This window comes from Alicyclobacillus tolerans, from assembly GCF_900142255.1.
Taxonomy (GTDB): Bacteria; Bacillota; Bacilli; order Alicyclobacillales; family Alicyclobacillaceae; genus Alicyclobacillus_I; species Alicyclobacillus_I tolerans.
This window is the reverse complement of record NZ_FRAF01000013.1, coordinates 15,286-39,193: the sequence shown is the minus strand read 5'-3', so window position 1 is coordinate 39,193 and position 23,908 is coordinate 15,286. Positions and strand designations below refer to the sequence as shown.

Annotated in this window: 27 protein-coding genes and 1 riboswitch; of the genes, 1 reads left to right on the top strand and 26 read right to left on the bottom strand. The window is 43.5% G+C overall.

Annotation, left to right across the window (positions count from 1 at the left end):
• A riboswitch (cyclic di-AMP (ydaO/yuaA leader) is annotated at nt 1–171 on the bottom strand.
• 95 nt (nt 172–266) lie between these two features.
• Nucleotides 267–1,181 carry a DMT family transporter gene (locus BUA75_RS08635; RefSeq protein WP_072874206.1) on the bottom strand — a complete coding sequence of 305 codons (915 nt, stop codon included), beginning with the start codon at nt 1,179–1,181 and terminating at the stop codon, nt 267–269.
• A 141-nt stretch (nt 1,182–1,322) separates the two neighbouring features.
• On the opposite strand from BUA75_RS08635, the gene BUA75_RS16100 reads away from it, so the two are divergent.
• Entirely contained in the window at nt 1,323–2,183 is an 861-nt protein-coding gene (locus BUA75_RS16100; RefSeq protein ID WP_072874205.1) for a G5 and 3D domain-containing protein, read from the top strand.
• A gap of 107 nt (nt 2,184–2,290) precedes the next feature.
• Here the strand turns inward: BUA75_RS16100 and BUA75_RS08625 are convergent, their stop codons facing one another.
• From BUA75_RS08625 to BUA75_RS08505, 25 genes are all read right to left on the bottom strand, one after another.
• A complete protein-coding gene (locus tag BUA75_RS08625) occupies nt 2,291–2,578 on the bottom strand; it encodes an LSm family protein (protein WP_072874204.1) in 288 nt (95 codons plus the stop codon).
• Between the two features lie 205 nt (nt 2,579–2,783).
• Nucleotides 2,784–3,305 (bottom strand): YfiT family bacillithiol transferase, encoded by a 522-nt coding sequence (locus tag BUA75_RS08620; RefSeq protein ID WP_072874203.1) that lies wholly within the window; start codon nt 3,303–3,305, stop codon nt 2,784–2,786.
• 41 nt (nt 3,306–3,346) lie between these two features.
• Nucleotides 3,347–3,889, bottom strand: a complete 543-nt coding sequence (locus BUA75_RS08615) for a GNAT family N-acetyltransferase (RefSeq protein WP_072874202.1) — start codon at nt 3,887–3,889, stop codon at nt 3,347–3,349.
• 127 nt (nt 3,890–4,016) lie between these two features.
• Nucleotides 4,017–4,826, bottom strand: coding sequence for a sporulation transcription factor Spo0A (spo0A, locus tag BUA75_RS08610; protein ID WP_165611986.1), 810 nt, complete (start codon nt 4,824–4,826; stop codon nt 4,017–4,019).
• 126 nt (nt 4,827–4,952) lie between these two features.
• On the bottom strand, nt 4,953–6,215 hold the full coding sequence (gene spoIVB / locus BUA75_RS08605; protein WP_072874201.1) for a SpoIVB peptidase: 1,263 nt from the start codon (nt 6,213–6,215) through the stop codon (nt 4,953–4,955).
• A gap of 110 nt (nt 6,216–6,325) precedes the next feature.
• Nucleotides 6,326–8,005 carry a DNA repair protein RecN gene (recN, locus tag BUA75_RS08600; protein ID WP_072874200.1) on the bottom strand — a complete coding sequence of 560 codons (1,680 nt, stop codon included), beginning with the start codon at nt 8,003–8,005 and terminating at the stop codon, nt 6,326–6,328.
• A 3-nt stretch (nt 8,006–8,008) separates the two neighbouring features.
• Nucleotides 8,009–8,872 carry an NAD(+)/NADH kinase gene (locus BUA75_RS08595; RefSeq protein ID WP_072874199.1) on the bottom strand — a complete coding sequence of 288 codons (864 nt, stop codon included), beginning with the start codon at nt 8,870–8,872 and terminating at the stop codon, nt 8,009–8,011.
• A gap of 54 nt (nt 8,873–8,926) precedes the next feature.
• Nucleotides 8,927–9,271, bottom strand: coding sequence for a hypothetical protein (locus tag BUA75_RS08590; protein WP_207549735.1), 345 nt, complete (start codon nt 9,269–9,271; stop codon nt 8,927–8,929).
• Nucleotides 9,272–9,377: 106 nt separating this feature from the next.
• Complete coding sequence (locus BUA75_RS08585; protein ID WP_072874197.1) at nt 9,378–10,214, bottom strand: TlyA family RNA methyltransferase; 837 nt, start codon at nt 10,212–10,214, stop codon at nt 9,378–9,380.
• A gap of 4 nt (nt 10,215–10,218) precedes the next feature.
• Complete coding sequence (gene dxs / locus BUA75_RS08580) at nt 10,219–12,093, bottom strand: 1-deoxy-D-xylulose-5-phosphate synthase (RefSeq protein ID WP_072874196.1); 1,875 nt, start codon at nt 12,091–12,093, stop codon at nt 10,219–10,221.
• A complete protein-coding gene (locus tag BUA75_RS08575; protein WP_072874195.1) occupies nt 12,094–12,708 on the bottom strand; it encodes a CNNM metal transporter family protein in 615 nt (204 codons plus the stop codon).
• A 775-nt stretch (nt 12,709–13,483) separates the two neighbouring features.
• Nucleotides 13,484–14,359: a polyprenyl synthetase family protein gene (locus tag BUA75_RS08570; RefSeq protein ID WP_165611980.1), complete on the bottom strand. Its 876-nt coding sequence runs from the start codon at nt 14,357–14,359 to the stop codon at nt 13,484–13,486.
• Between the two features lie 10 nt (nt 14,360–14,369).
• Entirely contained in the window at nt 14,370–14,585 is a 216-nt protein-coding gene (gene xseB / locus BUA75_RS08565) for an exodeoxyribonuclease VII small subunit (RefSeq protein WP_072874193.1), read from the bottom strand.
• A complete protein-coding gene (xseA, locus tag BUA75_RS08560; protein ID WP_072874192.1) occupies nt 14,560–15,936 on the bottom strand; it encodes an exodeoxyribonuclease VII large subunit in 1,377 nt (458 codons plus the stop codon). Before xseA ends, xseB begins: the two co-directional genes overlap by 26 nt.
• A complete protein-coding gene (locus tag BUA75_RS08555; protein WP_072874191.1) occupies nt 15,933–16,772 on the bottom strand; it encodes a bifunctional 5,10-methylenetetrahydrofolate dehydrogenase/5,10-methenyltetrahydrofolate cyclohydrolase in 840 nt (279 codons plus the stop codon). Before BUA75_RS08555 ends, xseA begins: the two co-directional genes overlap by 4 nt.
• A gap of 28 nt (nt 16,773–16,800) precedes the next feature.
• Nucleotides 16,801–17,805, bottom strand: a complete 1,005-nt coding sequence (locus tag BUA75_RS08550; protein WP_072874190.1) for an NAD(P)/FAD-dependent oxidoreductase — start codon at nt 17,803–17,805, stop codon at nt 16,801–16,803.
• A 55-nt stretch (nt 17,806–17,860) separates the two neighbouring features.
• A complete protein-coding gene (locus BUA75_RS08545; RefSeq protein ID WP_072874189.1) occupies nt 17,861–18,856 on the bottom strand; it encodes a Kae1-like domain-containing protein in 996 nt (331 codons plus the stop codon).
• Nucleotides 18,853–19,266 carry a transcription antitermination factor NusB gene (gene nusB / locus BUA75_RS08540; protein WP_072874188.1) on the bottom strand — a complete coding sequence of 138 codons (414 nt, stop codon included), beginning with the start codon at nt 19,264–19,266 and terminating at the stop codon, nt 18,853–18,855. Before nusB ends, BUA75_RS08545 begins: the two co-directional genes overlap by 4 nt.
• 5 nt (nt 19,267–19,271) lie before the next feature.
• Nucleotides 19,272–19,502, bottom strand: coding sequence for a DUF2273 domain-containing protein (locus tag BUA75_RS08535; protein ID WP_072874187.1), 231 nt, complete (start codon nt 19,500–19,502; stop codon nt 19,272–19,274).
• 3 nt (nt 19,503–19,505) lie between these two features.
• Nucleotides 19,506–20,051, bottom strand: coding sequence for an alkaline shock response membrane anchor protein AmaP (gene amaP, locus BUA75_RS08530; RefSeq protein WP_072874186.1), 546 nt, complete (start codon nt 20,049–20,051; stop codon nt 19,506–19,508).
• A gap of 30 nt (nt 20,052–20,081) precedes the next feature.
• Nucleotides 20,082–20,510 (bottom strand): Asp23/Gls24 family envelope stress response protein, encoded by a 429-nt coding sequence (locus BUA75_RS08525; RefSeq protein ID WP_072874185.1) that lies wholly within the window; start codon nt 20,508–20,510, stop codon nt 20,082–20,084.
• Nucleotides 20,511–20,669: 159 nt separating this feature from the next.
• On the bottom strand, nt 20,670–22,031 hold the full coding sequence (accC, locus tag BUA75_RS08520) for an acetyl-CoA carboxylase biotin carboxylase subunit (protein ID WP_072874184.1): 1,362 nt from the start codon (nt 22,029–22,031) through the stop codon (nt 20,670–20,672).
• Between the two features lie 8 nt (nt 22,032–22,039).
• Entirely contained in the window at nt 22,040–22,567 is a 528-nt protein-coding gene (gene accB / locus BUA75_RS08515) for an acetyl-CoA carboxylase biotin carboxyl carrier protein (RefSeq protein WP_238413690.1), read from the bottom strand.
• A gap of 168 nt (nt 22,568–22,735) precedes the next feature.
• A complete protein-coding gene (locus tag BUA75_RS08510; RefSeq protein ID WP_072874182.1) occupies nt 22,736–23,293 on the bottom strand; it encodes a SpoIIIAH-like family protein in 558 nt (185 codons plus the stop codon).
• Nucleotides 23,294–23,318: 25 nt separating this feature from the next.
• On the bottom strand, nt 23,319–23,900 hold the full coding sequence (locus tag BUA75_RS08505; protein WP_072874181.1) for a SpoIIIAG-related protein: 582 nt from the start codon (nt 23,898–23,900) through the stop codon (nt 23,319–23,321).
• Nucleotides 23,901–23,908 lie beyond the last annotated feature (8 nt).

The following is a 23,908-nucleotide window of genomic DNA, read 5'->3' as shown; positions in this document are numbered from 1 at the left end:
ACTCCCTCTCGAGAATTGCCTCCGAGGTTAGCTGTCGGGTTCAGGCGATCGAGTACGCCTGTCCAAATTTGGATTCACCCCTAGAAGGCGATCGGGCAATTGCATCATTCCCGCACCTTCATACTGAAAATCCCCCGTACGCTGCTATCAGCGATTCGGCTTGAAGCAGAAGATTACTAACAAGCTAACATAAAAAATTATTGAATTCATTCTAAAATAATTTACTTGATTACCATTTTTTATATAAACATTATCATTTTTCTACCTCATTGACTGATTTCATCATGATTTTTCCATGTTAGTTTCCATCGAATGGAAGTATCGCTCAACCACATGCCTAGCAAAATGAAAAAAGCTCCGAACCATGTGAAGAAACCTAACTTCTGCTGATCTAAAAGCCAAGCCACAAGAGCAGCGAATACCGGTTCTAACGTAAAAATAACTGCAGATTGAGAAGCGCTCAAATAACGTTGAGCAACATTTTGAATCCAATAAGCAATAGAGGTACCCATAATGCCGTTGACAAGCAGAGAAATAACCACTTTGGGCTGCAACCAATTTGCCAGATTCCATACTGAATGAGGGTAAACCAAAAAGGAGTATATTGAAAAACAAATTGACATGGTTGCAATTTCAACAAAAGCCAGATAGAGAGGTGAGATGAAAGGGGCTGCCTTTTCTACCATGACGATTTGTAACGCCATAAACAACGCACAAAATAAACCTTCCAGGATGCCAGGTTGCATATGAATTAATCCTGGTCCACAAAGTAGATATAAACCGCCTGCTGCGAACCATGTTCCAACCCAGACACGGACGCCCATTCTCTTTTTTTTCTGAATAACCGAACTGATAAACGGTACTATGACCACTGAAAGTCCTGTCAAAAAGCCACTTGTTGCGGGTGAAGTGGTCTCTAGTCCAAAAGTTTGCAAGGCATAACCAAGCATTAATACCAGACCAATTCCTGCACCTATCCACGTCGATTGCCAATTCATTTGTTTTCGCAGGTCACGTTTCCAAAACACGAAGGGCAGCATACAAAAACTAGCTAATAGAAAGCGGATCGCCAAAAGTGGCAGGGCAGGTACATCCGAAAGTGCTGATTTCGTTAAAGTAAATGTTACTCCCCAAACCAATGTAACTAGGATTAAAGAAATCAAAGCTATAGGTTTATTCATATGTATTGTGCCTCTTTTCCCAAACGAGAACTGCAAACCTAAAGATACGGTAAAAACTCTGTCATGAAAAGAGAGGCTGGTGCATAGTCTGAATGACAAACCAGCCAATCCAATTCATTATTTTTCGATAGGGGTGAGCAATTGCTTAAGCCAGGTATGATGCCGGTAACCATTTCAGCTCTGATTGCCTCGCTGATTGCCGATGGAGCTACTACATTGGTTCCTTCTTCTCATCAGGAAACTACTACCCTGTTTCCGAAAGCGAATTCAATTTATATCAATAATGAAAATTCTAATTTACAGGCGCAAAATAAATCACAATGGCTAAAAATTAGATTGCAAAAAAAAGAAAACTCTAAAAAATCGTTCATGACAAGTCTTCATACAGACCATCGGTTTATGCAAAAACATGTGGTAACCACCATCAGCAAGCGAAGATTACCATTTGAAACCTTTATAGAAAAAACAACTCGTTTGCCAGTAGGTCAATACCACGTCTTGCACTCTGGCGAAGAAGGCATTGCTGAGATTAAACAGGTGCGCGTTTTTTTAGATGGTCGTATGTTGCAACAGGCCGAACACGTTCAAACCATCCGCCCCCCAACTCCCCGTGTTCTCTTAGAAGGGATTGCTCCAGTTTTACCACCTATTCAATCCCAAACTTACAATCAATCTAATCCTGAAAGTACGCTCAGTGCGAGAAGCAGCAATAATTTGCAAAGTGCCGAAACTTTAACGGTGGTTGCTACGGCATACGTTGCAGGCGGAATTACTGCAACAGGAAGACCTGCTGAACCAGGCGTTATCGCGGTCGATCCGTCTGTCATCCCCCTCGGTTCGGTGGTCTATATCCCTGGATTTGGAGACTTAATTGCTGCCGATACGGGAGGCGCTATTCAGGGAGATCGAATAGACATCTGTATGGCTACCGAACAAGAGGCGTTGGATTTTGGTAGAAGGACACTCACACTGTACGTGCTGAAGCCTGGTTCAGCATCCTAAGTTCAAATCCCTCACCGTAAATTTAGCAGATGATATATGAGTAACGCCGGCTCGCAGGGAGCCGGCTACCATGAAGAAAAGTTGATGCTTCATACAAAAAACAGAACTTACCACCACCAAGCCCATGGCCAAAATGCAGCTATAGCAAGCCAGGGCAAGAAAAAGAATGGCCACCATGCTTCTTCAACGTCTTCCTGCGATCCGTTCTTGCGGGTTAAGACTTCGTATTGTGCTTGCTCTTGACAATTGGCTGTCTGCCATTGACCACGCAAAGGGCGCAGGTAGATTCCATCGTTAGTGACGGAATGCAGGATACCGTGATGGATGGCTCCATTATGAGTGCGAACAACTACACGCTGCCCCACATATGGTGTGACATGCGCACGAGTCACCATGTCTACTCTCCTCCTATAGAGTGAATTTCCACAAAACTGGTTTGTGGTCATCTACACTCTACGCGAAGGAAGGATTTGGACATCACGATATTCGTCCACATGGACGAGCGGAACTTGGCATATTTATAGATAAATTGTGTCATCCATCATGTCAAATGTGCTATTGATCTAAAATTCATTCCACCCCAGCAACGAGAGAAACAATTTACCAACCCATTCTTTCCCGCAAATTAATAATTTGTGCTATATGGTGTCTGTTATGCCAAGAATAAACACCGAGCGCTTTATTTAGGTCCCACACCCCACTTACAGGATGGACAAAAGTACGTGTAAAATCTTTATCAGACATATTTTTGAGTAAAATGGACCAACGTTCATGAATCAATGTAAACAACTGCAACGATGAAGCAATGGGCACATGAACGTCAGGAAGTTCTGCCCATAAGTTTTCTTTGACCGCCATGATTTGTGGATTATCTTCGGTTAAAGCGCTCTTAAATCTTGCATACACTAACATATCGTTTTCAGCCAAATGATGGACAATTTGTCGAATCGTCCAGCCTCCATCACGATAGGGTATGTCCAACTGTTCTCCTGATAATCCTTCAACAGCATGATTCAGTTTGGAAGGTGCTTCAACAATATCTTGAATCCACTTCCCCCTCTCCAATTCTGTTACATTTTCAACGAATACAAATTTTCCGATTGGATAGCGAATATCCTCCATCAGTCTGCCTCCTGTGATGCTTTTTCTCTATTCTTTGCAGATCACTTTGCAGAAGAATACATCATTAACCAACTGTTTTGCCAGGTTCCTTCATGAATTTCATGATGTTGTAAATACTTCCATTTACGAAAACCCGCTTTTTCATAACAGCGGATAGCTCTTACATTCCATTCAAACGGATCAGCCACAATTCGATGAACTTTGCAATCCCATTCTAGATATTGCACCAATGATGTCACTAATAAAGTACCTATGCCCCGATTCCAAAAAGAAGTCTCACCGATGAATAGATCTATACCATAAATCAACTCTTCCTTACGTAACCCATATTCATTTTTTTGTTGATCGGGTAAAGCGTAAAACTGGACATAGCCAATATTTTCTCCTCTATATTCAACTATGCAAGCTGTTATTCCACGGAGGTTTTTTGACCCATATAACCTGGAAATTTTAGACATATTATAGGATTGATCTCTACCTTCGTAAAATTCGAGAACTTGTGGTTGAGAAAGCCATTTGACCAGCAGAGGGTAATCTTGCATTGTTAATAATCTTACAGACAGCAAGTCTTTTTCGAATAACATTACAACCACTCCAACTATACAAATACAAAAATCGCCTTTTGGTAAAGATTTTCACACTTCCATCTTACCAAAAAGCGATTGGCTTTAAATTTGTAATCTTCGAGTCATTATGAATGAAGACAAACTTTTACCCTACTCTATGCTCCATCCTCAATTTATCAGCTATCATGGCAATAAATTCCGAATTTGTCGGCTTTGTTTTCGAAGCGCTTACGGTATAGCCAAAAACCGTGCGAATGGCATCCATATTCCCGCGCCCCCATGCAACTTCAATAGAATGACGAATAGCTCGCTCTACTCGTGAAGGTGTCGTTTTATAGCGCTCGGCAATTCTTGGATACAAAATTTTTGTAATAGAACCGAGGATATCAACATCATCATAGACAATACCAATTGCTTCACGAAGATAATGATAACCTTTGATATGAGCAGGAACACCAATTTCGTGAATGATCTGCGTGATTTGGGCATCTACAGATTTTTTCGCAACAGTCGATCCGCTAATTGACGGAGTAGCCGACATGGGAGCAAATGAAACTGTAGCTGCCACAGGCGCATTCGAGGAGAAAACGATTTGACGTATCCGTTCTGCAAGCGTCGCCATATCAAATGGCTTAAGGATAAAGTACGAGACACCTAATTCTGCTGCTCGTCTGGTCACATGTTCTTGTCCAAATGCAGTCAGCATAATAATCTTGGGCATTTTTTGATGGTTTTGTTCAGAAAGCCGTTCAATTGTGGAAATACCGTCAAGCACAGGCATGATAATATCTAAAACAATGACATCAGGCGCCTGTTCTCGGACCAATTCTAAAACATCTGTGCCGTTATAGGCGACACCAGTTACATTCATATCGCTTTGAGTAGATAAGAACTCAGCTAGCAAATCTGCAAATTCCCTATTATCGTCCGCAATCAATACACTAATTGCCACCAGAAACCCCCCCTGCGTTCGCTGTGAAACTTTTTCGACAAACAGGGAAAGGTTCCTGCCAATTCTTGCGTAATACTTTTCGTGAGAATTCCATCCAAATCGACATCTTCCGACATGACAAATTCAAATTTATCCCGTTAGCTTTGACTGTAGATCTTCTCCATCTGCATGCATCATCCAAGTTGCTAAAACACCATAGCCACGAGTCGGATCTGAGACAAATACGTGAGTTACAGCGCCAATTAGTTTTCCATCTTGGGTTAGCGGACTTCCGCTCATTCCTTGTACAATACCGCCTGTAACCTGTAAAAGTCGCGGATCAACCACATGTAAAACCAGACTCTTGGTTTGCATGGTTTGCCAAGCGGATATCTTTTCAACTTCCACTTTAAATTTCTCAATCTTGTTTCCCTCAAGCACCGTCCATAAAGTTGCTTCACCTGTGTGAACCTCGTTTGGATAAGCTACCGGTAACAACGGTCCAATTGCTCCATTGGGCTGACATTCACCAAATACACCATAACCATTATTTTGATCTATTTTGCCAATTGGATGAGAATGGGTGGAGAATTCCCCACGCTTTTGACCAGGATGACCGATTTGCCCTTTTACAATCCCAGTAATTCTTGCAGCAAATACCAATCCACGCCCCTCAATAGGCTGTCCAGTATCCACATCTGTAATGGTATGTCCAAGCGCACCCAGTCTGTGTTCTGCCGGATTATAGTAAGTCAATGTTCCAACACCACTGGCTTTGTCACGTACGAAAATACCTAAATGAGGACGCTGATGATTGTCTAAATAAGGATGGATATGAATCGTTTTTGACTTCTTTTGATGAATGATACCAAGTTTTATATCAAACATAGGCCTGATTAACTGTGATGTTAAATCCTGTGTGGAGTGAACTGGATGTCCATTGATAGACTGTATGACATCTCCAATCTCCAAATCTGTAAAACGTGCTGGAGATTTTCGTGAACCATAATCTTGAAACCCGATGACCAATACCCCATCTGACTGCAATCGTATACCTATTGATTCCCCTCCAACTTCTACGTACGATCGCGGTCCAAAGTGAACCTCTTGTTTTTTCCAAGGTAACCAGTTGGTCCACTTCTGCCATGGAGAATCTGTTGCTGATTGCTCAATATGATTTTTATTACCACTGGAGGTAAGTTCAGCGGCCACAATACCTGTAGATTGAGAGGGCAGCACTTGGCTTGGCTCGCTTTGAAAAGTGGTTTGATGATTTTGCACAGTATAAAGCTTTGAATCGTCTTGATGATGAAGCACATCGATAGGATATGAACGGTGGGCTAACATACTGCTCACACCTATGATGCTTGCACCTGCTACGACAACCCATTTGGCAATTGTGCGGTACGGCATCTCAGTTCCCCCTTTTCTAACAACACCTCCGATGTATCGCTCGATAAGTAATTTTCCCTGAAGAGTGGGCAATATGATGTAAAAATTGCTCCAAAGTCGGCGAGACTTGTCTATACTTTGTCATAACTTTGCAGAAGAGCCTTGGCATGTTCTTGAGCAGTATTATCTGCCAATGAGGAACCGAGTAAACGTGCCAGTTCTTGAATACGACCTTCTATAGAAAGGATCGACGCTACAGAAATGGTACGGTTTTCAAATTGTCTTTTTTCAATCAAAAGATGTTGTCCAGAGGAAGCAGCTATTTGAGGAGAATGAGTTACGCAAATCACTTGTTTGTGTCTCGCCAGTTCCTGAAGTTGGCGAGCCATTTTATCTACGGCATATCCGCTCACACCTGTATCAATCTCATCAAAAATCAACAGTTCTGCAGGCTCAACCTCCGCAAATACGGTTTGCAAAGCCAGCAAAACCCTCGATAATTCCCCACCCGAAGCTACCTTCACGAGCGGTTTGAGATCTTCACCCGAGTTTGCTGAAAAAAGAATGGAAACCTCATCCTGTCCATCAGCTCCTACGATCTCTTTTTTTCTAATATTTACTATAAATTGAGCGCTTGGCATGTCTAATTCCTTCAGAATGGCTGTAACTTCAGACGCTAGTTTGTCGGCAGCCTGCTTACGTTTGTTGCTCAACAAATCAGCTTCTATTTTTAAATCATGCCATGCCTGTTCCTCTTCTCGTTCCAAACTCGCCAAATTCTCATCAAAGTTTTCTAATTGTTTAACTTCTTCTTCAATCCGATTACGATAAGCCCATATTTCATCAATCGAAGTACCATATTTACGCATCAATCCACGTAATTGAATCAAGCGATCTTCCACGTCTGCTAAACGATTTGGTTGAAATTCAAGTGAATTTTGATAGGCATCCAAAGCATGTCCAGCTTCTTCTACATGAATAAGGGCTGTTTGTAAAAAATCCAGAGTCTCTTGCAATTGCCCGTCCATCCGTAAGCCGTTTTCCAAACGTTGCACTGCTTTAGCGAGATCTGTTAAAACACCTGTTGAATATCCTTCTTTTCCCTTGAGGAGAGAATCCACTTCTTCAGATAGCGACTTTAATTTGTCCAAAGATTGTAATTTCATTCTTTCTTCGAATAAAGATTCTTCTTCTCCTGAAATTGGGGAAACAGCATCGATCTCCTGCATCTGAAACTGCAACAAATCTAATCGACTCAAACGCTCCAAACTTTTTTGTGATAACTCTAAGCGCTTGTCACGCACTTCTTTCCAGCGATTAAACGCGTTTTTCAAACGCATCAGATCTTCTTCTAAATGAGCAAAACGGGTAAGAAGCGTTAACTGATGTTGTGCTTCCATCAACGCCTGTTGTTCATGCTGACTATTCTGCAATACAAGTTGAGAACCGATTTCTCGCAGGGCAGATACCGTGATATTTCGTCCATTACAGCGGCATACACTTCTCCCGTTATGAAAGAGTCGCCTGGTCAGAATCAATTCATCTTCAATAGGAATATCCCATTCTTCCAGAATGCCCGTCCAATCCCTATGGGATGGATCAAGATGAAATACCGCTTCTACATAAGCTTCTGGAGAGTCTTTGGCAACCCAGTCAGAAGAAGCTCTTCCTCCCAATACGAGCGCAATGGCAGAAAGCAGAATTGATTTTCCAGCTCCCGTTTCACCTGTAATCACAGTCATGCCTTCCTGAAAAGACAATTCCATTTTCTCAATTAACGCCAAATGTTCGACTGTGAGTGACACCAGCACCGCTTAGTCATCCTTTCGGTCCAAGTGAGAATGGGGTTCTCGCAATTTTTTGCGCAAAACCGTAAAGAATTCTCGATCTCGCCATTTGATGAGTGTCGTTGAGCAGACTGCCTTACGAATGCGAACACAATCTCCTGAATGTAATCGAACACTGACCTGTCCATCCACTGTCAACTCAAAGTCACTGTGCGATGCTTCAACTTCCAGCAAAATTTCCTGTTGGCTATCCATCACGCACGGGCGGGAAAACAAAGTATGAGGACAAATGGGCGTCAATAAAAATACCTCAAGATGTGGTGTAACAATAGGACCTCCACAAGAAAGAGAATAAGCAGTCGAACCTGTAGGTGTGGATACAATCATGCCATCACCGCGAATGGTGTCCACATAAACACCGTCCACATATGTATGTATCGTGACCATTCTACCGTAGGAGCCCTTTGCCACCCCGGCATCATTCAAAGCCAATAGCTCCTGAACCATTTTTTCTTCACGTAAAACTGCAGCAGAAAGCATCATACGTGCTTCCAAGTCATACTCCCGATCACGAATACGTCGCACAGCTTCTTCAATTCCGTCCGGATCAGATTCCGTCAGGAAACCTAAATGACCCACATTAATGCCCAAAATAGGTATATTGGCTGGGGCTAGCATCCTTGCAACTGATAAAAGAGTTCCATCTCCTCCAAGTACAAAAGCAACCTCAATGGCAGAGATTTCGGAGATGGTCTGCAAAATAGTTTGTGAATCGTCTGACTGAAAGGAACAAACTTGAAAACCATTCATCTCCAACTGTTGATGCAAGCGTTCCTGAATTGTACAAGCCTGGCGTTTTTGTGGATTGTATAGCAATAGCGCTGTTCGCATACAGATTGACCTCCAGACAGCCCCACACAAACTCTATCACATGAAATTCATGGTTTACAGACTATGAAAATCCAGCATGATTCCTATCAAAATACCTGTAAATAATATCCCCGCATTGAGTAAAAGTTGCTTTTGACGCACGTATATAGGTTTTCTTATTTCAAAATCAATCTCTATAACACTTTCGTCATGAAGATTCATCAGGAGAATACTTTGAACGTGAAAAATTACAAAAATCGGGAACCAATGCTGCATCAAATCCTGTTGGTTGGGTTGATTGGATAACTCATTTGCCGTTACATGAACAGCATATACTTTACCGTTCTTACGAACAATGAAATCCACTTCATATTGTTCTTCAAAAAAAACTCTATCCCAATACCCCTTAAGACGAGCCATGGGCCGAGTATACAAAATTGTATAACCGTTCGAAAGTAAATAATTCCTCACGATGGATGGGTGACCACGCAAAGCACTGTCTGAACTGGACAAGTCAAAGAAAGCCTCAACTTTCCGGGCGTATATTGTCCGACAGGGCTGGTTTTAGTTCATGCCAAGCTCTATGAACCACATCGTCTACATGAAGGGGAATTTGAAAACCCGGTTCTGTATACCAATAGGCAAGGAATTCTATATTACCGTCCCCTCCAGTGATTGGAGAAACATCCAGCCCCCGACAGGACCAACCCATTTGATTGACACTTTCCAGCATGTCCAATAAAACTCGTCGGTGAACATCCGGCTGACGAATAATTCCTCCCTTGCCCACAAATTCACGACCGGCCTCAAATTGAGGCTTAATTAGCGAAATTATAATGCCCGGTTTTTGAACGATCTCGTTGATTTTTTGAAAAAGCAGGCGTGTTGATATAAAAGAAACATCCATAACGACCATTTGGGGCAAAGGATCGAATAATTTTTTATCAACATGGCGGAAATTGGTACGTTCAAGGACAACCACTTTGGGATTTTGACGCAATTTCCAATCCAATTGACCATAACCTACATCAAGTGCGTAGACTCTGTCCGCTCCATGTTGAAGCAAACAATCTGTAAATCCGCCAGTGGATGCACCTATATCCAGCGCTGTAATTTTTTCGCAAGAAATGTCAAAAACCCGCAGTGCTTTTTCTAATTTCAGTCCGCCCCGACTCACATATCGATTATGCTGACCGCGAACTTCTACTTGCATACCTTCTCGAACGAGAGTACCTGCTTTTTCTGCACGTTCTCCATTTACAAATATCCAACCAGCCATAATAGCTCGCCGCGCCGCCTCACGGCTTGGAAATAGCTGATTTTGATAAAGCCATATATCCAGTCTTTGTTTTGATTCAGTCAATCTTTCAACCCCTTGCCAGATGACGAGAGCGTTTTGCATCCTTCACAAGGAGAAGAGCGTGATCGACCAATGTATCTACATCTAGGCCCACTTGCTTAAGTAACTCTTCTCGACTGCCATGCTCAATAAAACGATCTGGCAAGCCAACTCTGGTTAAAGGAACTTCGAGATGTTCATCTGCCAATACTTCAAGTATAGCGCTACCCATTCCGCCTGCTAATGCAGCTTCTTCGACTGTGAGAGCAGGAATCCCCAGACGAGCATTTTTTACTACTTCCTCTGCATCGAGTGGTTTGACAAAACGCATATTAACCACTTTTGCAGAGATACCATGTTGAGCATACAACCGATCAGCAGCCTGCATGGCAACTGCAACCATCGGGCCAAGCGCATAAATCACTAATTCTCTGCCTTCACGAAGGATTTCCGATGCACCTACTGGTATCAGTTGAAACTGTGGATCAAACGGTACGCCAAGACCATCTGCACGCGGGAAGCGCACAGCTACAGGTCCGTTAAGCTGGAGCGCCGTATATAACATATGTCGAAGTTCATTTTCATCTTTAGGCATCATCACAGTTAAATGAGGTATAGCCCGCAAATAACTGAGATCAAAAGCTCCTTGATGTGTTTCTCCATCAGGCCCAACCAAACCGGCACGGTCGATAGCAAAAACAACATGAAGATTTTGAATGGCAATATCATGAATGACTTGGTCATATGCACGTTGCAGAAATGTGGAATATACAGCAAAAACCGGTTTTTTCCCACTTGTTGCTAAGCCCGCACAAAACGTGGCGGCATGTTGTTCAGCAATTCCTACATCGAAACAACGCTTGGGAAAAACAGCAGAAAATTTATCTAACCCCGTCCCACTAGGCATAGCTGCTGTAACAGCTACAATTTGTTCGTCTTGTTTGGCTAATTCGATTAAAGTTTGACTAAATACGCTTGTATAAGATGGCGCACCACTAGCTTTCGCCGAAGAAGGCCAAGCATGCCATTTGTCCGGAGCGTTCTCAGCCGAAGCATAGCCTTTACCCTTTTCCGTAATGACATGTATAAGCACTGGTCCGTTCATTTTTTTAGCATCTTCCAAAGTATGGACCAATTCGCCTATATGATGTCCATCAATAGGTCCTAAGTACTTAAATCCAAATTCCTCAAACCAATGCCCCGGCACCATCAAATAGCGCATTGAATCTTTAATTTTTTCCAATGTCTTTGTCAATTTCGCTCCAATAGCAGGTAATCTAAGCAAGGATTGCTCAATCTCTGCCTTTGCTTTAGAGTATGTCGGATCACTGCGCAAACGAGTTAAGTATTTAGAAACAGCACCCACATTTTCTGCAATTGACATTTCATTATCATTCAAGATAACCAGTAAATTAGTTCCTAAATGACCAGCGTGATTTAATGCTTCCATAGCCATGCCGCCCGTCAAGGCACCATCGCCAATAATGGAAACAACATGATAAGCAGCACCATCCAAATCACGGGCAATAGCCATACCAAGAGCTGCAGAAATCGATGTGCTTGCATGCCCTACTCCAAAAGCGTCATGCTCACTTTCTTCTCGTTTAGGAAAACCTGCCATCCCACCAAGTTTGCGTAACTTTGCAAAACCTTCTTTGCGGCCAGTAAGGATTTTATGCACATAAGCCTGATGACCAACATCCCATACCAATTTGTCTTTTGGACTATTGAAGACTTTATGCAAAGCCAGAGTCAATTCAACAACTCCCAGATTTGCACCAAAGTGACCTCCTGTTTTGGAGACTGTGTCAACCAAGAATTGTCGAATCTCAATAGCCAATTGATTGAGTTGCTCGTCATCCAGTCTTTTGAGATCTTCCGGGCTATTGATGTTTTCCAACATCTAGTGCTGCCCCCGTTTCTTGTCCATTTTGGACCTTAATGACTTGCGAGATTTAAGTTTACCTGATTTTTCAAACAAAAAGGAGACCGTCTCCCAACTTCTTGCCGCCAATAATACAATCGGCGTTGGTGACTGAATGGCAATGGTTTTTCCAATTGCTTTCCAGCCTACTGTCAACGCGGTGACCAGGGCGGTAATGACGATGGAAATCGCCTCTTTATACCAACCATATGCATAAATTTCTTTCATTAGTTGCACACTGACAGCCAACGCTCCAGCACCGCTTAAAACTCCAGCAATATCGCCAATGACATCGGAACATATGCTGGCAACTTTTTCAGCATTGCGCACAATCACAATTGCCTTACGAGCTCCAAAGATTTTTTTGGAAGCCATTGCATGAAAAGGCGTCTCTCGAGCTGCGGCAGCAGCTAACCCCAGCATATCAAAAAAAACCCCGATTAACACAATAATTAGAACTACAATAAGTCCTATGTACCAGGGCATACGATTTAAAGCTATGGTAGAAGTGTCAAATAAGGCGCCAAGCGGCAATGTAATAGCTGCTATAGTAAGTGCAAAGCGCAAAGGTACACGCCGCGATTTTTTTTTCAAAGACTGTTTCCCACCCTAAGAAACATCCAGCGGGTGGCAGCACCTTGAGTAAACGCTGTGGCTTAGGTCCAGTTGGTTTTCCCATGCACGTATCACAGCGTCGCCGCCATGACGGTTTCCCTTTCAACGCGCATTGGCCGCGTCGCCGAAGGCCAGACTAGATTACCACTTAGTCCACACTATAATCCTCAAGGTGCCACGCCAAGCGAACAGTCTAGGCGTTTTCCGCAACAACCGGAAGGCCACTCTCTAGCCTCTTTTGCAGTATGGATTTCATCTGGCACGGGCTGTTATTCCTTGGCCGAGGATAACAGCTTGTTTCCCAGAATCCTTCAATACCACTCAAGGCAGGCTACACTGCACACAGATTGCCTCCGCATGCAGGTTCATACCCCAAGCCGTAACCCCTTTAATTGCGAGCCACGCACTTAGGCCTCCGCGAAAGCTGGGCTAACGTCCGCATGCCATTGCGGGTCTCCCAACTTTCTTAACTCCCAGCATCAGCCCAAGGCTGGGCGCCTCAAGCCAACACCAGGAACTTCATCGATGTGCCCTTTGACGGATTTTTAGCCCCGTCTTCAAGAGTGGGCGGTTGACTAGAATACTGCGCCACCCGTTCGTGTGATTAGTATACCACAGTTTTTGTAGTATCTTTTGTTTTTTTTAATTCCTCACCAATTCAGTGGGCAATTGGCAATGCAATCATAGAACATCACAGATATCCTGTTCCTGGATAATATAATAATCATTACTCGCATTATAGAATTCAGTGAAACTATCGATTCCTTCGTGTGACTAAAAACAGCAAATTCTCAAGTAAAGAAGTATCAGCATCTATTGCATGTAACGATTGAAGAGCAAGCTGTTCTTCAGTTTCTATCGCCTGTTTGGTTGCTTCAATGCCAATCAGCGCAGGATAGGTCAATTTGCCATGTTCTTGGTCACTTCCTGCCATTTTTCCCATAACGGCAGTATCCCCAACAACATCTAACCAATCGTCTACCATTTGAAAAACCAACCCTAAATGGCAAGCAAACTGATGTAAAGAATGATATTGAGAATCAGAGACTTCAGCGGCAATAGCTCCCATTTCAATCGCAGCTTGCAACAATTTACCAGTTTTATAAGTATGAATAAAACGCAACTTTTCCATTGTCATTTCGCCAAGCTGCTGCTCAGCTTCCATATCAGCTGCTTGTCCAAGTACCATGCCTTGATGGCCAGCCGCTTCAGCTAAAAGCGAGATCATGCGTATACGAATTTCGGAAGAAAAACTTGTAGAACGACTGATACAAGAAAATGCTGCAGTTTGTAGCGCATCGCCAGCCAAAAGCGCCATAGCATCACCAAAAACCTTGTGATTCGTAGGTTTGCCACGGCGTAAATCGTCATTATCCATACATGGCAAATCATCATGAATTAATGAATACGCATGAATACACTCTAATGCACAAGCAGCGTCAAGCATTTTTTCTTCTGCGACGCCAAATGCCCTGCCAGTGGCAAGAGCAAGCAAGGGCCGAATGCGTTTCCCATCCGCAAGTAGACTATAACGCATGGAATGATGCAGCACATGAGACGAATCGGGAACTATTCTTTGCAAGTGTATTTGTATGGCTTCAATCCAAGTATTTACCCAACCTTGGGTCACGACCATCCCTCTAATCTTCAGAATTCGCTGCTTCACCGGAAGGATTTAATTGTTCAATTTGAAATTCAGCTTCATTCAATTGTTCACGGCAATACTTGACCAAATCCATTGCGTCCTTATAACGCTGAATGGAATCTGCCAAGGACAATTCTCCTGATTCCAAATGCCTAACGGTTTCTTCGAGTTGCTTCATAGCTGACTCAAATGTCAAGTCTGATTTGTTCATCTACCCAGTCATCCTCTCTACGAACCCTAATACTCCCATCCGCCAATTGCACCTGACCGTAACTTCCGATTGGCAAATCATCTTTTTTGGTAATGACCTTGCCATCCTCTCGTCTCAGAATAGAATAACCTCTTTGAAGAACAGCCATTGGATTTAAAGCAACTAAGGAAGAGGTTAATCTTTCAATTTCTATATTCAAACGGTGTAATTTTCTTTCTGCTAATTGACCCACTTTTTGTTCCAAATGCAACAATTCTGTTTTTTCATCTGCAATCCTCTTTTGGGGCATTACCTTTTGCAAGCGATCACGCAAAATCTGCCATTGCTTGTCTGCCCGTTGTAAGGGACGAGATATATTTCGAGAAAGAAGATTTTCAAGATAGTCTACAGCTTGACGTCTTCGGTCAACCAGACTCTCTGGACGTGATAATACTGGACGTGTAGCTAATTGCAACAGGGTACGACGAGAATCCACCACTTTACGTCTGACAATTTGTCGCGATCGGAACAAAACTTCATCAAGCCATTCTTGCAACTCCTGTTTATCAGGTACGGCCAATTCAGCGGCTGCAGTTGGTGTAGCCGCACGAATGTCTGCGGCAAAGTCGCAGAGCGTGACATCAGTTTCATGTCCCACAGCAGAAATAATAGGTATAGGACAATTGGCTACCGCTCGAACCACGCTTTCTTCATTAAAAGGCCACAGTTCTTCCAGAGAACCTCCACCACGGCCGATAATTATGACATCTACGGCTGGATTCATAGTTTCCAGTCGAGAAAGAGCAGAAACAAGTGTAGGAGCAGCTTCTGGGCCTTGTACCAAAGCAGGCGATAGAATAACTTGAGCTAAAGGAAAACGCCTCTGTATGGTTGTACAAATATCTCGAATTACCGCACCGGTAGGAGAAGTGACCACACCAATTCGTTTCGGATACGAAGGAAGAGATTTTTTTCGACCTTCAGCAAACAAACCTTCGCTCTGCAACCGATCACGAAGTTGTTCAAAGGCGATATACAAATCTCCCAATCCATCCGGTTGCATCGTATCTATATAGAGTTGATATTGTCCATCTCGTTCAAATACTCCTACACTACCCTGACATAATACTTTCATCCCATCTTCTGGGCGAAATTTCAAAAAGCGATTTCTTCCCTGAAACATTACAGCCCGAATACGACTTGTTTCATCTTTTAAAGTAAAATACATATGACCGCTGGTATGATATTTAAAATTAGAAATCTCACCTGAAACCAAACACGATTTAAAATTAGGATCCGATTCTATTTGGAATTTAATGAAGCGGTTTAATTGAGCAACCGTCAAAATAGATTGTGCCACCTGTTGACTCAATTCGCCCACCCTCTTCGCAACGAAGCCAGGCGCACCGTATTGGACAAAAGTGAGGCAATGGTTAACGGACCTACACCACCAGGAACTGGCGTAATCGCAGAGGCTATGGGCTCAACTTCAGCAAACCTTACATCTCCTGTCAATTTCCCGTTGACAAACTCACTGCCAACATCAATCACAACAGCGCCAGGTTTAATATCGTCCTTACCTATCAAACCGGGAGAACCAGCAGCTACAACGAGAATATCTGCCTGCCGTGTGAAATCTTGCAACCTTTTCGTCATACGATGACACACAGTCACAGTGGCATTCGCATGTTGCAGAAGAGCAGCCATAGGTTTACCCACAATATTGCTTCTACCAACCACAACGGCATGTTTACCGACAATGTCAATTTCATGTTCATGCAAGAGACGCAGGATGCCCGATGGAGTACATGGCCAGATGCGCGGTCGACCCAGATAGGCTAGTCCAGCATTTTCCGGATGAAACACATCCACATCTTTCATTGGATGAATACTATCCAGTAACTTTTCACTATTCAACTGCTCAGGAAGTGGCAATTGCAGCAATATCCCATCCACTTCCTCATTACTGTTTAACTCTTCAATCAGTTGCTCAATCTCTTCAGATTTTGTGTGCACAGGCAAAGTATGGATAACACTCTGCATACCAACACGTTCTGCCGCTCGATGTTTATTTCTAACATAGGTTGCCGAAGCTAAGTTGTCACCTACTAAAATGACATCTAAACGGATTTCACGGATTCGGGAATATGCTGCTAATTCAGCTTCCAGTTTCTTCGCTATCGTCTTGCCATCCAGGATAATTGCCATAAGAGCCACCTTTCAAACCAGAGAAACACTATTCTTTACGATTACTGCTGTGTCCCGGGCTTAGTTTGGATTTTGGATCAATATAAGTCTTAGCATTGTTGACCGCTGTTGGCGCCTCGCCAAATCCGGTGGCAATCAACTTGACTTTACCTGGGTAAGTAACAATATCGCCAGCCGCGTAAACACCGGGTATATTCGTCTCCATTTTTGTATTTACTCTGATCTCGTTCTTTTCAATGTCCAATCCCCAATTGGCAATAGGTCCCAATGATGCAGAAAATCCCAAACCACTGACTACAGCATCGACTTCTAATTGATAAATCTCTTTGGATTGATTATTCACAACATCAACACGTTCCAGACGTTCCAATCCATAGAGAGCAGACAGTTCACAAAAAGTCATCACTTCTATTCCAGATGCCTGTAACTGTTTGACACTCTCTTCGTGGGCACGAAATTCTCCACGTCGATGAATTAAATAGACTTTTTTCGCTACGCCTTCCAGCATGAGAGCAAAATCGAGCGCTGTGTCTCCACCGCCAACTACCAGTACAGTTTGCTCACGGAATCGTTCCAGGTGATCGATGTAATAATACACACCTTTCCCTTCAAACGCTTGCGCCCGTTCACCGGGTAACGGACGCGGTGTAAATGCACCTATGCCTGCGCAAAGAATAACAGCTTTACCCAGGTGCACAGTTTTATTCGTTTTAAGTTCAAAGACACCATCTTCATTTTTTGTTAAATCTTCTACTCGTTCATCCAAATGGATACCCGGTTGAAATTGTAACGCTTGTTCTTTTAATTGATTAACAAGATCTCTGGCCAATACTTTTGGAAAACCGGGAACATCATAGATATATTTTTCAGGATAAAGAGTGGCTAATTGACCCCCCAGTTCCGGCAAACTATCGATAATTTTGCAGGTAGCCTCCCTCATGCCACAGTAAAAGGCTGCAAACAAACCGGTTGGGCCGCCACCTACAATCAGAATATCCGTAATTTCTTGATTTCCTTCCAGTGAATGATTCATTCGATTCCCTCCACGCATCCAATACAGGTCTTTATAAATATGTTGGAAAGACGGATTATCTCTTTTGTATAAAATTCCTGGCAATCATTGCTGTACCAAGTGCGTTATCAGAGCTATACGATACAGGCGCATAATACACATGAAAGTTTTTAAACTGTTTGTTAAGACGATACTCGATACGCTGTCGAATGGTTTGATTGGCAGCAACCCCTCCCGCTATAACAACCTCTTCCACTTCAGGATGAAGTTGTATGCCGTGACTGACTGCTTTAATGACCGCATTGGCTATCGACAATTCGACAGCACGTGCTACTATCCCTGTCTCCACACCGTTGTCAAGAGCTCGCAAAGCTGCCGCACACGGACCAGAAAAACTCATACTTGATCCACGAACAGAAGAGGGTATAGAAAAAAGAGAGTTTTCACTCGACCAAGTAGAAGACTTAGCCAGCGCTTCTATATGAGGGCCAGCGGGAAAAGGTAGACCCATAGCTGTGCCAACGCGATCGACATATTGCCCTGCATGCAAATCTGCACCTTCCCCCAGAGTTTCAATCCGGTAGCCAAATCGATTTTTTTTGACCAGAAGAACATCTGATGTCCCACCAGATAAATGTACGGCAATATAAGGCGAGTCATTAGATTTTCTAGAAATAAAATACTCAGCTGCGGCAAGATGATTCTCTTGATGGGAAGTTCTAACAATCGGAAGATTCCCCCAAGCAGCAGCTAGAGTGCAGGCAATCGACCAGCCCGCTTGAAAAACCGGCATATAAGAGACAGCCAATGGACGCGGTCGTATAGAAACACCAATACCACGACATGCCGAAAGAGACACTGATGAACTGAGTTGATAGGTAAGATGCTGAAATAAAGTAGGAAATTGCTGCAGATGATGAAAATGCGCCTCACTTTGGCGCAGACCTACCTTGCCCGATTCCACTGGAAGAATCTTGCGACTTTCCGCTAAAATTTCACCCGCTTCGGACAGAGCCAATATGGAAGTTGTATAGTTACTCGTGTCAATCCCAAGGTACCAAGCTTCGTTCAACTGCGCATCGCCTCGGCAGCTGGTACGAGTTTTGCCAACACACCGTTAATAAACTTACCGGAGTTTTCTGCACCAAATTCTTTTCCCAGTTCGACCGCCTCATTGATGACAATGCGAACTTCTGTAGTATTGTCAAACACCAATTCGTATCCTGAGAGACGAAGAATACATAATTCAACCTTACCCACTCGGTCTAGAGACCAATTTTCCAAGGAGCGCACCAACAACTCGTCCAACTCTTGTTGATGATTGACGACCCCAAACACTAATTGTTGAATAAATTGCATTTCTTCATCTGACACTTTTGTCTCGCCAACCGCATAAGCTATTGCCTGCATGGTTTGCGCCTGGCCAATTTCAATTTGATACAAAGACTGTAAAGCAATGACTCGCGCTTCATGTCTAGTCAACGTCTTCACTCCATATAACGATCCGATAGTAGCTTATCTAAAATCTTCCTCCATGATTGCCGCTCTTCCAGAATACGCCCCACCGCAAAACCTAACGCTGCTAACACGAGCAACAGTATCATAGACCAAAAACCAAAAATCATCCAAAGAAACCACAATAGACAGCCAGCCCAAAAACCTAGCCATCTACGCTGCATTGTCCAAATTTTAATTAGCCACTGTTTCCATACGGGCATGGCTCACTCCACCCACGCTTTCGCACCTTTGACACCTTGTCCAGCAATATGGACAACGTTAACTCCTACATTGGCAACATGGACGCCCGCTATACGCTCTACATACTCTTTGACTGCCAACTGAATTTGTTCGGACAGTGTCTGCAATTCTGTGTCTGGCAACGCTTTAACGCGTGTAAAAAGCGCTACGCCATCTCCTGTTTGACGCACACGTGTTTCAAACTCTTGCACGCCACGGATAGATTTGCCCGTCCGATTGGCCAACTGTTCAATAGTTTCATAAGATATGCGAATAATCCCATGCTGACCAGACAATTCAAGATATTCTTGCGTCGTATGAAGAGTCTTGTAGAATAAAAAGCGTATGGCAAGCAACAAGAGGAGAACTGCGGCAACAATGATATAGATATCCGCCGGGTACAAAGTGGCCAACGAAAACCAACCGTTTGCTCCCATACCATATCCTAAGACATATACACCGATGGCGATTGCTGCCAATGCCGAACCGATCGACAATAATACCAGCAAGATTCTATCCAAAATACTCACAGTATCCCCCCGTTGAGCCGCATGACTGAATTACATGCTACGCAAAGCACGTTTCTCATTTGTCGCCGCGTTTTCCCCTTCGCGTTCTTTATCGTTCGGGAAAACCACACCCACAACATGGACGTGCACTGACTCTACTTGTAAGCCCGTCATACTTTCTACCGCTTGCTTAACCCGCTCCTGAACTTGATAGCTTACATCTGGAATACTAACTCCAAATTGTAGCGCAACCGAAACGTCTATAGCACATGCTCTATCTTCCTGTAAAAACTGTACTTTTACACCTTTACTCAAATTTTTCCGACCAAGCAACGACTCCGTCAATCCACCTGCAAACGAGCCGCTCATGCCTGCAACACCCGGAACTTCACTCGCTGCCAATCCAGCTATAATCTGCAATACCTCATCCGCAATTTGAATTTTCCCAAGTTCTGACGCTGAATAACTCATATCTTGCATTCTCGCCACTCCCCCTTCGTCAGTTCGCCTAGATTGTATGACGAGCCTCATATAACTTATGCCCATTCTACCGAAGTCACTCATCATTGAAAAGCAGGATTTTCAACCCTATTACCCATTATGATGATGAATGCGGAAAAGAGAGATTGTCATCTTTCTTCAATCCATCGGTTTCGGAAGAATGTCGTTTTCTTCCAAAAACCTTGTGGTTACATCACCTTGCACAAATTTTTCATTTTCCATAAGTGCTGCATGGAAAGGTAAAGTCGTCTTGATACCTTCAATGCGATATTCCGAAAGAGCTCTTCGCATACGCATAATCGCTTGTTCACGAGTAGGCGCCCAGACAATCAGTTTAGCAATCATTGAATCATAATTAGGGGGTACCGTATACCCCGGATACACCGCACTGTCAACTCGAACACCAATACTACCAGGCGGCCAGTACTCTGTTATCGTTCCAGGAGAAGGCATAAAATTACGATATGCATCTTCTGCGTTAATCCGACATTCAATCGCATGACCTTTTAATTGAATGTCTTCTTGTTTGACACTCAGCGGCTCTCCTGCTGCCGCCAAAATCATTTCACGAACGAGATCGACCCCTGTAACCCATTCTGTAACAGGGTGCTCTACTTGAATCCGCGTGTTCATTTCCATGAAATAGAATTCACCATTGTCGGCATAAATAAATTCTATGGTACCAGCACCTACATATTGAACCGCTTTAGCAGCCGCTACAGCAGCTTTCCCCATCGCTTCTCGTTTCTCTTCTGTAAGTACGGGACAAGGTGCTTCTTCTACCAATTTTTGCAACCGGCGCTGCACAGAACAATCTCGTTCACCCAAATGAATGACATTCCCATGTCGATCCGCCATAATTTGAATTTCCACATGACGCATCCGTTCTATATACTTTTCCAGGTAAATACCACCATTGCCAAAGTTGGCTTCCGCTTCACGCTGCGATGTGAGCACGGCTTGGCGTAAAGAAGCTTCATCTTTTACAATGCGAATTCCTTTACCGCCACCACCAGCCGTTGCTTTAATAATGACTGGATAGCCAATTTGTCTAGCAATCTCAATGGCTTCTTCTTCACTTTGAATCAATCCGTCGCTCCCCGGAACAGTGGGTACGCCAGCACGTTTCATGGTCGTTTTGGCAATCGATTTGTCTCCCATCGCTTCGATAGCAGACGCGCTTGGCCCTATAAAAGTTATTCCACACGCCTCACAAGCTTCGGCAAAATCGCTATTCTCAGAAAGAAATCCATAACCCGGGTGAATAGCGTCGACACCCGTCAATGTAGCGACAGAAATCAGACTGGGTATATGTAAATAGCTCGATTTTGAAGGTGCAGGTCCAATGCAATAAGCTTCATCAGCGAGCATCACATGCATTGCATTGCGATCAGCCTCAGAATAGACGGCTACTGTCTCGATCCCCAATTCCTGACATGCACGGATGATGCGCACTGCAATTTCTCCACGATTGGCTATCAACACTCGCTTAAACATCACGCCACCCCTTAGACTAGACGTACTCGAAAGAGTGGTTGCCCATATTCTACAAGTTGTCCATTCTCAGCTAATATTTCAATAATTTCACCTTTTACATCCGCTTCAATTTCATTCATGAGTTTCATCGCTTCAACAATACAAACAACCGTTTTAGGATCTACCTTACTCCCTTTTTCAACAAACGGTGGAGATTCGGGCGCAGGTGCTCTATAAAAAGTACCTACCATTGGCGAACGAATGAAATGACCCTCCTGTTCACCAGCATTCTCTTGCGTTGGTTTGGTATCTGATTGAGAAACTGGAACTGGAGCAGATGGTACTGGCTGGCTTTCTGGTGTTTTAGGTTCTGCGTATACAACGGTCGATCGCGTAGAACTATTCTCTACACTTGCAGGAACTGCTACCGTCGTTGCATCCGCTTTCTTCATCAACACTTTCATTGTATCTGTTTCAATTTTAAGTTCATGAATGCTTGTCTCATCCAAGAGTCGAATCAACTCGCGGATTTCACCAATTTTTAACACCCAAACGTTCACTCCTTCATCCCTCATTGTGCACTTTTCCTAGTATAGCACAAGGTTGTTATCAGACTCATCAACTAGCGAAAGACTATATTAAATCCTGTGCACAGAAAAAATTCCCGGAACCATGACTCCGGGAATTTTCTGACCCACTGGAACGATAGATAACTGCATAATAACTGATTACGCATGCGGAGTCACAATGATATTGGTCATTGGCACTCCAAGTTGCTGAGCAACCAGATTCATCACTTGCACCGCATCGTCAGCAGAAAGTTTCTTGGCTGATACATAGACGGTAAACTTATCATTTGCATCGGGTACCACTACACACTCTTTATAACCTGCACCTTCGACGGCATCAACCGCGTTGGCCATCTGTCCTTTTAGGTCCATTAACTGTTTGATTTGGTCTTCGGCAGATCCGATTTGTTCTGTAGAGGCGTTGCTGTTGGCTATGACTGAGCGAAGATTGTCCAACGTCTCAGACATGTTTTTATCTACTTGGGTCTGGGTTGCCACAAAGAAATCAACGCTAGACTCAGAAGTGCTTTGACTGCTGCTTGCATTGAGAGAAGGACTGGTGGATGAACTTGCACTATCAGGTGTTCCTACAGTAGTTGTCACTGAAGGAGATGAGGCATTCGTTGTTTCTGTTGGATTATTCATCGTGTAGTAGCCAATCAACATCAGGGATAGGACCATCATTGTGGACAGCCATACTGTCTGTCTTTTTACCATTCATTCATACCTCCCAATTTTATCACTAGCCAAGCTTTTGAGGCTCCACACTTATCTTATATGCAGGCACGTCCAACACATTCGTAATTGCGTTAATGATTTCTGATTTTGCTAGAATAAAATCTTGTGCTGCTACGGTAACTAATACACCTTCAACCTGAGGCGCACTTTCCGTCACTTCAACAGGTGTCTCCGAACCATCGCTATTATGGGTGGTAAAAATCTGGTCGTTTTTGGTTTGCGTACTCGTGACATTTTGCCCTTGATGCGTTGTTGAAGAACTGGATTGAGTATTCTCTGCAAACTGGACTTGATCGGAAGCTTGAAGGTTCACCATGACATGAACACCATAGACCCCGGAAATTTGCCCCAAAATATTCGTTAAAGTACTGTCGAGCTGTTGCTCTTCAGTAAACAGATTGTTATTTTGCGAAGAAGTTGGTTGTAGTGGATTTTGCGTTACATTCGCTGACTGAGCGGCTGTCCCGGTTGCATTCGCAGCGTTGCTGGACTGATGATGCCAAAAGTTACCCATCACAAGCAGCAGAGCTCCCAACGCACCAATAGCCAGCAAAATCTTTTGATTTTGAATGGGCTTGAAATCCATATGTTCTC

Excerpts from the sequence above, each read along its gene's own strand:
- BUA75_RS08535 (WP_072874187.1), bottom strand. The coding sequence starts at position 19,502 with ATGCCCGTATGGAAACAGTGGCTAATTAAAATTTGGACAATGCAGCGT.
- BUA75_RS08550 (WP_072874190.1), bottom strand. The coding sequence starts at position 17,805 with ATGAATCATTCACTGGAAGGAAATCAAGAAATTACGGATATTCTGATT.
- BUA75_RS08620 (WP_072874203.1), bottom strand. The coding sequence starts at position 3,305 with ATGGAGGATATTCGCTATCCAATCGGAAAATTTGTATTCGTTGAAAAT.
- dxs (WP_072874196.1), bottom strand. The coding sequence starts at position 12,093 with ATGTTGGAAAACATCAATAGCCCGGAAGATCTCAAAAGACTGGATGAC.
- BUA75_RS08525 (WP_072874185.1), bottom strand. The coding sequence starts at position 20,510 with ATGCAAGATATGAGTTATTCAGCGTCAGAACTTGGGAAAATTCAAATT.
- BUA75_RS08595 (WP_072874199.1), bottom strand. The coding sequence starts at position 8,872 with ATGCGAACAGCGCTATTGCTATACAATCCACAAAAACGCCAGGCTTGT.
- BUA75_RS08510 (WP_072874182.1), bottom strand. The coding sequence starts at position 23,293 with ATGGTAAAAAGACAGACAGTATGGCTGTCCACAATGATGGTCCTATCC.
- spoIVB (WP_072874201.1), bottom strand. The coding sequence starts at position 6,215 with ATGCCGTACCGCACAATTGCCAAATGGGTTGTCGTAGCAGGTGCAAGC.
- BUA75_RS08625 (WP_072874204.1), bottom strand. The coding sequence starts at position 2,578 with ATGGTGACTCGTGCGCATGTCACACCATATGTGGGGCAGCGTGTAGTT.
- BUA75_RS08615 (WP_072874202.1), bottom strand. The coding sequence starts at position 3,889 with ATGTTATTCGAAAAAGACTTGCTGTCTGTAAGATTATTAACAATGCAA.
- xseB (WP_072874193.1), bottom strand. The coding sequence starts at position 14,585 with ATGAACAAATCAGACTTGACATTTGAGTCAGCTATGAAGCAACTCGAA.
- BUA75_RS08590 (WP_207549735.1), bottom strand. The coding sequence starts at position 9,271 with ATGGCTCGTCTTAAGGGGTATTGGGATAGAGTTTTTTTTGAAGAACAA.
- BUA75_RS08505 (WP_072874181.1), bottom strand. The coding sequence starts at position 23,900 with ATGGATTTCAAGCCCATTCAAAATCAAAAGATTTTGCTGGCTATTGGT.
- BUA75_RS08635 (WP_072874206.1), bottom strand. The coding sequence starts at position 1,181 with ATGAATAAACCTATAGCTTTGATTTCTTTAATCCTAGTTACATTGGTT.
- BUA75_RS08555 (WP_072874191.1), bottom strand. The coding sequence starts at position 16,772 with ATGGCAATTATCCTGGATGGCAAGACGATAGCGAAGAAACTGGAAGCT.